9 protein-coding genes are annotated in these 9,639 nt (G+C 73.5%); 7 read left to right on the plus strand and 2 right to left on the minus strand.

The genetic code is table 11. The features are described 5' to 3' along the window. Nucleotides 1-10 precede the first annotated feature (10 nt). From ACFV3E_RS30585 to ACFV3E_RS30600, 4 genes are all read left to right on the plus strand, one after another. On the plus strand, nucleotides 11-1,003 hold the full coding sequence (locus ACFV3E_RS30585; protein ID WP_500537608.1) for an aldo/keto reductase: 993 nt from the start codon (nucleotides 11-13) through the stop codon (nucleotides 1,001-1,003). Further along, nucleotides 1,000-1,311: an L-rhamnose mutarotase gene (locus ACFV3E_RS30590; RefSeq protein ID WP_500537609.1), complete on the plus strand. Its 312-nt coding sequence runs from the start codon at nucleotides 1,000-1,002 to the stop codon at nucleotides 1,309-1,311. The genes ACFV3E_RS30585 and ACFV3E_RS30590 overlap by 4 nt, the downstream gene beginning before the upstream one ends. Then, entirely contained in the window at nucleotides 1,308-2,162 is an 855-nt protein-coding gene (locus tag ACFV3E_RS30595) for an amidohydrolase family protein (RefSeq protein WP_500537610.1), read from the plus strand. The genes ACFV3E_RS30590 and ACFV3E_RS30595 overlap by 4 nt, the downstream gene beginning before the upstream one ends. A gap of 80 nt (nucleotides 2,163-2,242) precedes the next feature. Beyond that, nucleotides 2,243-3,970 (plus strand): PucR family transcriptional regulator, encoded by a 1,728-nt coding sequence (locus tag ACFV3E_RS30600; protein WP_500537611.1) that lies wholly within the window; start codon nucleotides 2,243-2,245, stop codon nucleotides 3,968-3,970. On the opposite strand, the gene ACFV3E_RS30605 is transcribed toward ACFV3E_RS30600, so the two are convergent. Continuing rightward, nucleotides 3,936-5,558 (minus strand): flavin monoamine oxidase family protein, encoded by a 1,623-nt coding sequence (locus tag ACFV3E_RS30605; RefSeq protein WP_500537612.1) that lies wholly within the window; start codon nucleotides 5,556-5,558, stop codon nucleotides 3,936-3,938. The genes ACFV3E_RS30600 and ACFV3E_RS30605 overlap by 35 nt on opposite strands. Before the next feature lie 268 nt (nucleotides 5,559-5,826). Between ACFV3E_RS30605 and ACFV3E_RS30610 the strand changes: the two genes are divergently transcribed. Continuing rightward, nucleotides 5,827-6,273 (plus strand): nitroreductase family deazaflavin-dependent oxidoreductase, encoded by a 447-nt coding sequence (locus ACFV3E_RS30610; RefSeq protein ID WP_500372334.1) that lies wholly within the window; start codon nucleotides 5,827-5,829, stop codon nucleotides 6,271-6,273. 67 nt (nucleotides 6,274-6,340) lie between these two features. Here ACFV3E_RS30610 and ACFV3E_RS30615 read toward each other — a convergent pair whose 3' ends face one another. Then, nucleotides 6,341-6,961 carry a TetR/AcrR family transcriptional regulator gene (locus ACFV3E_RS30615; protein ID WP_500537613.1) on the minus strand — a complete coding sequence of 207 codons (621 nt, stop codon included), beginning with the start codon at nucleotides 6,959-6,961 and terminating at the stop codon, nucleotides 6,341-6,343. A 271-nt stretch (nucleotides 6,962-7,232) separates the two neighbouring features. Here ACFV3E_RS30615 and ACFV3E_RS30620 point away from each other — a divergent pair, with 271 nt between their 5' ends. Continuing rightward, entirely contained in the window at nucleotides 7,233-8,720 is a 1,488-nt protein-coding gene (locus ACFV3E_RS30620; RefSeq protein ID WP_500537614.1) for an MFS transporter, read from the plus strand. A 108-nt stretch (nucleotides 8,721-8,828) separates the two neighbouring features. Continuing rightward, nucleotides 8,829-9,593 (plus strand): SDR family NAD(P)-dependent oxidoreductase, encoded by a 765-nt coding sequence (locus tag ACFV3E_RS30625; RefSeq protein ID WP_500537615.1) that lies wholly within the window; start codon nucleotides 8,829-8,831, stop codon nucleotides 9,591-9,593. Nucleotides 9,594-9,639: the final 46 nt, after the last annotated feature.

Genomic DNA, 9,639 nt, shown 5'->3' on the forward strand with positions numbered 1-9,639 from the left:
CCGGACCGCGATGCGCACCACCACCCTGGGCCGCAGCGAAGTCGCCGTCACCGAGGTGGGCTTCGGCGCCGCCCCGATCGGCAACCTCTTCACCCCGGTCGCCGACGACGCCGCCCGCGCGGCCGTGGACGCCGCCTGGGACGCCGGCGTCCGCTACTTCGACACCGCGCCCCACTACGGGCTCGGTCTGTCCGAACGCCGGCTCGGCGCCGCCCTGCGCGACCGGCCGCGGGCCGAGTACACCGTCTCGACCAAGGTCGGGCGGCTGCTGGAGCCCGGCGGACCGGGCGGGGACGACCTGGCGAACGGCTTCGCCGTGCCCGCCGGGCTGCGCCGGGTCTGGGACTTCAGCGCCGACGGCGTACGGCGCGGCATCGAGGCGAGTCTGGAACGCCTCGGCCTGGACCGCGTCGACGTGGTGTACCTCCACGACCCCGACGACCACGCCGAGGAGGCCTTCGGGCAGGCGTACCCGGCGCTGGAGGAACTGCGCGCGCAGGGCGTGGTCGGCGCGATCGGCGCCGGCATGAACCAGACCGCCATGCTCGCCCGCTTCCTGCGGGACACCGACGTCGACGTGGTGCTGATGGCCGGCCGCTACACGCTGCTGGAACAGGAGGGCCTGGCCGAGGTGCTGCCGCTGGCGGCGGCCCGCGGCGCGAGCGTGGTCGTCGGCGGCGCCTTCAACTCGGGCCTGCTGATCGAGCCGGGCGAGGACGCCACGTACGACTACGCCCCCGCCCCGGAGCCGGTGCTCGCCCGCGCCCGCCGCCTGCGGTCGGTGACCGGCCGGCACGGCGTGCCGCTGCGCGCGGCCGCCCTGCGCTTCCCCGCGGCCCATCCCGCCGTCGCGAGCACGCTGGTCGGGCTGCGCTCCGCCGAGGAGGCACGGGACACCGCGGCGATGCTGCGGCTGCCGCTCCCGGCCCCGATGTGGGCCGACCTGCGCGCCGAGGGCCTGCTCCGCGCGGACGTACCCGTACCGGACGAGGAGGTGTCATGAGGGTCGCCCTGCACACGAAGGTGCGAGCGGACCGGATCGCCGCGTACGAGGCGGCGCACCGCGAGGTGCCCGCTGAACTGACCGCCGCCATCCGCGGCGCGGGCGTGCGCGCGTGGACGATCTGGCGCAGCGGCGGCGACCTCTTCCACCTGCTGGACGTCGACGACTACCCGACGATGCTCGCCGCGCTGGAACGGCTGCCCGTCAACATCGCCTGGCAGGCGCGGATGGCGGAGCTGCTGGAGGTCGCCCACGACTACTCCGCCGAGGGCGCGGGGGCGCCGCTGCCGGTGGTGTGGGAGCTGTGACCGCGGTGGAGGGCATCGTCGACGCGCACCACCACCTGTGGGACCTGTCGGTGCGCGACCAGGACTGGATCACCGGGGAGCGGCTGGCCCCGCTGCGCCGCGACTTCACCCTCGCGGACCTGGAGCCGGAGGCGAAGGCCGCCGGGGTCACCGCGACCGTCCTCGTCCAGACCGTCACGGTGGCCGCGGAGACCCCGGAGTTCCTGGCGCTGGCCGCGGGCAGCGACCTGGTGGCCGGCGTGGTCGGCTGGACCGACCTGACGGACCCCGCGGTCGCGGACCGGCTCGCGGCCCTGCGCGAACTGCCGGGCGGTGAGCACCTGGTGGGCATCCGCCACCAGGTGCAGGGCGAACCCGACCCCGAGTGGCTGCTCCGTCCCGACGTGCTGCGCGGGCTGCGCGCGGTGGCCGACGCGGGACTCGTCTACGACCTGGTGGTGCTCGCCCGCCAGCTCCCGGCCGCGACCCGCGCCGCCGGCCTCGTGCCCGAGCTGGTGTTCGTCCTCGACCACCTGGGCAAGCCGCCCATCTCCGAGGGCGGGACACGGCCATGGAGCGACGACCTGCGGTCGCTCGCCGCGCGGCCCAACACCGTGTGCAAGCTGTCCGGCATGGTCACCGAGGCCGACTGGGACGGCTGGACCACCGAGGACCTCGCGCCCTACGCCGACACCGTGCTCGACGCCTTCGGGCCCGGCCGCCTGATGTTCGGCTCCGACTGGCCGGTGTGCCGGCTCGCCGCCTCCTACGCCGAGGTGGTCGACACCGCCCACGCCCTGACCGGCGGACTGGACGACGGCGAGCGGCGGGAGGTCTTCTCCGGCACGGCCCGGCGCGTCTACGGGCTCTGATCCCCGCGCGGACCGGCCCCGGGCGGGGTGCGGGTGACTAGACTCCCACCCCTGGCAGCACGAGGGACGGGCGTGGGCGCGTGAGCGACGGCAGACCGGACACACCCCCGGCGAGCGCGGCGGGGCGGCTCACCGTGCGCGACGTCCTCGACCTCGACCTCGTGACGCCCTGGGTACCGGAGGTCGTGGCCGGCTCCGCCCATCTGCACCGCGCGGTGCGCTGGCTGCACGTGGCCGAGGCGCTGGACGTCGGGGTCATGCTCAGCGGCGGGGAGATGGTGCTGACCACCGGACTGCTGCTGGCGGGCGACGAGCGGGCGCAGCGCGAGTACGTCGAGTCGATGCAGCGCGCCGACGTCGCGGCGGTCGTCCTGGGCCTCGGCCGGGCGTTCCGCACCACGCCCGAGCCGATGCGCCGGGCCGCCGAGCGCTGCGGGGTGCCGCTGATCGTGCTGCACCGGCCGGCACCGTTCGCGCGGCTCACCGAGGAGGTGCACGCGCGGCTGGTGCACGGCCGGTTCGCCGCGCTCGACCTCTCCGACCGGGTGCGCTCCTCGCTGACCGCCCTCAACCTCTCCGGCGCCAGCCTCCAGCAGGTCCTGGACGAGATAGCGGCGCACAGCGGCTGCCCGGCCGTCGTCGTCAACCTCGCGCAGCGCGTGCTGGCCTCGGCCGGGGACAAGGGCTCGCTCAACGACCTGCTGCGCGACTGGGAGCGGGTCTCGGGTCAGGTGGCCGAACTGGCCGGCAGCGGCGCGGTGACGGTCGGCCCGGACGGCTGGGTCGTCGCTCCGCTGGAGGCGCGGGGCCGGCAGTGGGGGCGCCTGGTGCTCTTCGGCTACCACGGTCCGGAGGAGTTCGGCCGGGTGCTCGGCGCCCGTGCCTCCGAGGCGCTCGCCATGCACCGCCTCCTCGGTGACCAGGACCGGGGCTGGGAGGACCAGGCCGCCGAGTCGCTGCTGCACGACCTGGCGACGGGCACGGCCCGCCCCGAGCAGCTGGTCACCCGGGTGCGCGCCGCGGGGCTCCCGGTCAACCGGCGCACCTTCGTGCCCGTCGTCGTGCGCCCCCTCGGCGCGGTGCCGGACGGCCGGGACGACATGCCGGAGCTGATCGAGCACGTGCTGGCCGAGCACCCCGGCGTCGCCGGGCTGGTGGCGCGGATCGGCTCCGCCGGCACGGCGGTCCTGCTGAGCATCCCGTACGGTCAGGACGCCGACGCCGCCGTGCACAAGGTGGCGGTGCGGGTGCACGAGGAGCTCGCCGGGCGGCACCGCACCGCGGTGGCCGGCGCGGGTTTCGGCTGCCGGGAGCTGGACGAGGTCCGCCGTTCCTTCGTCGAGGCGGTGCACGTGGCGGACGCGGCGGTCGCCGGCCCGCCCGGGGCACCGGTGGCCCGGCTGCGCGACGTACGGTTGCGCGGCCTGGTGCGCCTGCTGCGCGACGAGCCGGAGCTGCAGGCCTTCATCGGGCGGGAGCTGGGGCCCCTGCTGGGGAACCCGGCGCTGCTGGAGGTGCTGCGCACCTATCTGGCCACGGGCCGCAACAAGTCGGCCGCCGCCCAGGTGCACCACGTCAGCCGGCCCGCCCTGTACCGGCGGTTGCAGAGCATCGAGTCGCTGCTCGGCATCGACCTGGACGACTGGGAGCAGCTCACCTCGCTGTACGTGGCGCTGCTCGCGCACGAGGCGCAGCGCGCCGCGGGGCCCCGGGGGCGGGCGCGGGCGGGGCGGGCCCCCCCCCCCCCGCGCCTCTGCCCGTGGCGACGGGAGGTCAGGCCTTCAGGGCGCGGCTGTGCAACGCGGTGACGGCCTTGCGGGCGGAGAGGATGGCGCCGTGCTGCCAGGCGTCCATGTAGGACAGCCAGTCGCCGGCGTACAGGACGCGTCCGGTGGGTTCGTTCAGGGGTCTGTAGACGGCGGCGTCGGTGCCGCCCGGGATGCTGTGCCAGGCGCCTTCGAGGTGGCGGACGCGCTTCCAGGCGATGGAGAAGGAGTTCGCCAGCTCGCTCCGGTACTTCTCGCCGTGGATCTTCACGCCCTGCATGACCGCGCGGGCCTCACGCCCGGCGGGGGTCAGGGCGGCGTAGGCGTCGGCGTTCGCCCCGGTGTTGTAGTAGCCGACGATGACGCCGCGCTTGCCGTGGTGACCGTAGGACGGGTACCAGATGTGGGACAGGTCCAGGTCGGTCTCGGTGATGCCGCCGTAGATGCGGTGGTCGGTCTCCCACCAGCGGCTGCGGTACTCCAGGCCGATCTTGCCGGCCGACGAGGGGCGGATGGTGGTGAGCGCGGTCTGCACGTCGGGACCGAGGTTGTGCGGCAGTTTGGCGAGCAGATGGGGCGGCATGGCCGCGACGCAGTAGTCCGCCTCGACCTGCCGCTGCCGTCCGGTGGGGTCGGTGTAGCCGACGGTGACGCCGCCGGCCGACTGCACCAGCGACGTGGCCTGGCAGCCGTAGCGGATCCGGTGATCGCCGATGGCGCGGGCGAAGGCCCGGGGTATCCGGTCCATGCCGCCGACCGGCTGGAACATCAGCATCGCCTGGTCGTACTCGAACTCGAACGCGAAGTGCCGCCCGACACCCGAGGCGAAGACCTCGGAGGCCGTGGGCAGGTCACCGAGCAGGCTCCCGGGGGTGCCGGCGGCGCCGGGCCAGGTGGTGAAGCCCCGGTTGGCACCGCCGGTGTACGCCCAGCCCTCGGCCCGTCCGCCGATCTCGCCGAATCCCTCCAGGAACGACAGCAGCCGCTCCTTGTCCTGGGCGGTCAGTTCCTGGTCCAGCGCGCCCTGGTCGGTGGCCTTGGCGAGGAGTTCGCTGACGTACCCGAAGGTGTCCGCCTTGGCGGTGCGGTACCGCACCGGCTGCCCGGGCGGCATGCCCGCCGACTCGTGGTAGATGTACGCGTCGGCGTTGGCGTTGGTGAAGACCTCGATGGGGACGCCGAGTTCCCGGCAGTAGTCGAGGGTGACCATCCACTGGGCCAGCCGGGCCGGCCCGGCGTTGAGGTACTGGCCCTGGGAGAACCGGGCGGTCTGGGTACGCCCGTCGAGGTCGGTGTGGGTGTCCCCGCCGCGCACGGTGTAGTTGCGGCCGCCGGGCCGGTCGCGCGGCTCCAGGATCGTACAGTCGTATCCGGCCTTGCCCAGTTCGTACGCGGCCGTCAGCCCGGCCAGGCCCGCGCCCAGGACGACGACCTTGCCCGCCCTGCGTCCGGTGAGGTGGAAGTCGGCCGCGCTCGGCGCGCGGAAGTCGGCGCCGCGTCCCGCCGCCTCGGCGGTCGGCGCGAGCCCCAGCGCGCCCATGGTGGCGAACATCGCCCCGGCGCCGCCGGTGATGCCGACGGCGCGCAGAAATCCCCTGCGGTCGAGTCCTGTCGGCTGCCCCTGTGTCATGAGTCGCCCTCTCTCGATCTGCCGGTGTGCACGCCGATCTTCAGGGCGGCCTGTTACGGATGGCGTGGTCGGAACATGACAGAGCGATTTCGCGTGCCGCGGCTGTGTGAACGGACGTGGCGGACCCGGTGCCCGGTGGCGCCGCGCGGCCGCCATCCGGGTGGTCGCCGGCGTACCGGCGGCGCGAAGCGGGGCTGCCGCCGGGAAGGTACGGGGTGGATGAGGATGTTGAGGTTGTCGATGTCGCATGCCGAGATGGGAGAACGACGTGCCTTTGGTCGGTGAGTACCAGCCGAGCCCCGAGCAATGGGTCCGGGACCAGGTCGAGCTGTACGAGGGTTCCGGAGGGACCGACGGGACCACGCTGCGGGGCAAGCCCGTGATCGTCCTGACGACGCTGGGTGCCAAGTCCGGCAGGATCCGCAAGACACCGCTCATGCGCGTGGAGCACGACGGCAGCTACGCGGTCGTGGCCTCCAAGGGCGGCGCCCCCCAGCACCCGGTCTGGTACCACAACCTGGTCGCCGACCCCCGGGTGGAACTGCAGGACGGCCCCGTGCGCCAGGACATGACGGCCCGTGAGGTCACGGGTGACGAGCGCGCCGCGTGGTGGGACCGTGCGGTGGAGGCGTGGCCCGACTACGCGGAGTACCAGAAGAACACCGACCGGGAGATCCCGGTCTTCGTCCTGGAGCCGGCGGCCGCACCCCACTGATCCGCCCGGCCTCGACGGCCGCCCCCCCCAGGACGGGGCGGCGGCCGTCGTCCGTATGCCGGCGGTGTCAGTCCGCGGTCTCGGCGTGGGGCGGGGGCCCCGGCAGAGCCGGTCCGTCGGCGGCCTGCATGCCGTCGAAGACCAGGCGCAGGTAGCGCCGCCACAGGTGCGGTTGCGTCGTCTGCACACGTGAGACGGTCACGGGGATCCCGTTCATGAGCAGCATGACGTCCTGCCCGGTCATCTCCTGGCGGATGGCGCCGTGCCGGCGGGCCCGGTCGGTCAGGGCGTCGGTGACGGCGCTCACCCTTTCCTGGCTCTCGCGCACCTCGTCGTGATCACCGGCCACCCCGTGGACGACCTGGCAGAAGGCGCGGTCCTGGACCTGCAGCTCGATGGCGGCGCTCATGAACTCGCGCAGCCCCTCCGCCGGGTCCTCGGCTTCCATGAGCCGCTCACCGATCGCGGCGAGGGCGTGCATCTTGTCGCAGACGATCGCTGCCAGAAGGTCGTCCTTCGTGGGGAAGTGCCGGAACACGGTTCCCTTGCCGATCCCGGCCCGTTCCGCGATCTGGGCCACGGACACCTCGGTGCCGTGTTCGGCGAATGCCTCGGTCGCGGCGCTCACCAGCAGTTTCCTGCTGCGCGCCGCGTCGCTGCGCATCGGCCTGGCTGCCGGGTTCGTCATGGCTTCCTCCGCTCTTCCGCGGCCACTGTAGAGCAACCGGACCGACCGGTCACATTGTGACCGGCAACATGACCACCCGGTCCGCTTCCGTGTTACGGTCAACATGACCACCCGGTCCGCTTACGGCGGCGGGGCGGGGCGGCGTCCATGAGGCTCCCCGCACACCGCGCCGACCGGCCCCCCCACATGACCGCGGGGCGGTGCCGTCACAAGGCGCCGCCTACCGAAGCTCCCCTCACCACCCCCTCCCGCACGAGAGAACTGCCCTGCCATGTCTGCACCACGCCAGCCCCATCCGCGCCGCTGGGCGGCGCTGCTCTTCATCTCCATCGCCCAGCTGATGGTGTTCCTGGACAGCGCCGTCATGAACATCGCGCTGCCCTCCGCCCAGCAGGCCCTGCACTTCTCCGACGGCGGCCGCCAATGGGTCATCACCGCCTACGGCCTGGCCTTCGGCGGCCTGCTCATCGTGGGCGGCCGCCTGGGCGACCTGCTGGGCCGCAAGCGGACCTTCACCATCGGCCTCGTCGGCTTCGCCCTGGCCTCCGCACTGGGCGGCGCCGCGGCCAACCTCGGCACCCTGCTCGTCGCCCGGGCCGGACAAGGCGTCTTCGGCGCACTGCTCGCGCCCGCCGCACTCGCCCTGATCTCCCTGACCTTCACCGACGCCAGGGAGCGGGCCAAGGCCTTCGGCATCTACGGGGCCATCGCCACCGCAGGCGGTGTCCTCGGCCTGCTCCTGGGCGGGGTCCTCACCGAGTACCTGAACTGGCGCTGGTCGATGTTCGTCAACATCCCCTTCGCCGTCATCGGCATCATCGGCGCCCTCACCGTGGTGCACGACATCCCTGACGCGGTGAAGGGCAGCCGCATCGACGTACCCGGCGCCGTCCTCGCCACCCTCGGGCTGGTCGCCCTCGTCTTCGGCTTCTCCGAGGCCGAGAGCCGCGGCTGGGGCTCCGGCCTCACCGTCACCATGCTCCTCGCCGGCGTGGTGCTGCTCCTGGCCTTCCTGATCACGCAGAGCAGGATCACGTCGCCGCTCCTCCCGCTGCACGTGCTGACCGGACGCAACCGCGCCGGCGCCTACCTGTCGGTCGCCTTCGGCGTGATGAGCATGTTCGGCATGTTCCTCTTCCTCAGCTACTACCTGCAGCTGGTCAAGGGGTACTCCCCGATCGCGGCGGGCTTGGCGTTCGTGCCGCTGGGAGTCGCACAGGGCTTCGGCTCCATGGTCCTCGGCACCCGCCTGTCCGCCAGGATGCGCCCCGGCCTGCTGATGGCCGCCGGCTACGTCGTCAGCGCGATCGGTGTGCTCCTGCTCGCCCTGCTGGACGCGGACAGCTCCTACGCCCTGCTCGCCGTCGCCGAGATCATCACCGGCCTCGGCATCGGCACCGCCTTCATGCCCGCCATGAGCCTGGGCACCCACGGCGTGGCCCCCCAGGACGCGGGTGTCGCCTCCGCCATGGTCGGCACCTCGCAGCAGGTCGGCGGTTCGATCGGCACCGCCCTGCTCAACACCATCGCCGCCGGCTCCACCACCGCCTACCTCGCCACCCATGGACACGGTGGCCACGGCCGAACGGTGACCGATGCCGCGCTGGTCCACGGGTTCAGCACGGCCTTCTGGTGGGCCACCGGATTCCTGCTCCTGTCCGCCCTGTTCTCACTCGTCGCGGTCAACGCCCCCCGCCCGGGTCACAGCGCGACCCCCGCCGGGGCGGAAGCCCAGGGAACACCGGCACCCGTCCACTGACCAGCGGGACGGAGCAACCGGCGACGCCCGCGGCTCCGTGCCCCGCGAACCCCCACCCCCGGCATCCCGTGACCTTCGCGTGCCATGCCGGGCAACGAAAGGAGATCCATGTCCCACCGTCTGCAGTCCAAGGTCGTCATCGTCACCGGAGGCACCTCCGGCATGGGCGCGGCCTTCGCGAAGCGCGCCGCGTCCGAGGGGGCGACCGTGCTCATCGGGGCCCGTGACAAGGAGCGCGGCGCGGCCGCCGCCGCGGAGATCACCCGGGAGGGAGGTACGGCCCTGTTCGTCCCGACGGACGTGACCGTCGAGGCGGAGGTCGCGCACCTGGTCGACGTCGCCGTCACGGAGTTCGGCGGTCTGCACGGCGCCTTCAACAACGCGGGAGGCGGCAACAGCCAAGGCGCGATCGGGGACATCGACGCCTCCTTCTGGGACAGCGTCATCGCCCTCAACCTGACCAGCGTCTTCCACAGCCTCAAGCACGAGATCCCGGCGATCGTCGCCAGCGGCGGCGGCTCCATCGTCAACAACGCCTCCGTCGTGGGCGTGGTGGGCGACCCGGGCGCCGCGGCCTACGCGGCCGCCAAGCACGGAGTCGTGGGCCTCACCCGCTCCACGGCGCTCGACGCGGCCAAGAACGGCGTACGGGTCAACGCCCTGGTGACGGGGCTCGTGAACACGCCGCTGTGGCGCAGCGTCGTCGACGGCAACCCGGAGGCCGCCGCTGCCATCCTCGGCAAGCAGCCGACCGGCCGCGCCGCGGACGAGGCGGAGGTCGCCGCGTTCGCCGCCTTCCTGCTCAGTGACGAGAGTCCGTTCATCACCGGCGCGGCCCTCGCCATCGACGGCGCCCTGACCGCGGGCTACTGACCGCCGGGACCGGCGGCGCGCAAAGGCGGGGATCCGCCGCCCCCGA

The organism is Streptomyces sp. NPDC059718 (assembly GCF_042733315.1).
In the GTDB taxonomy this organism is placed as follows: domain Bacteria; phylum Actinomycetota; class Actinomycetes; order Streptomycetales; family Streptomycetaceae; genus Actinacidiphila.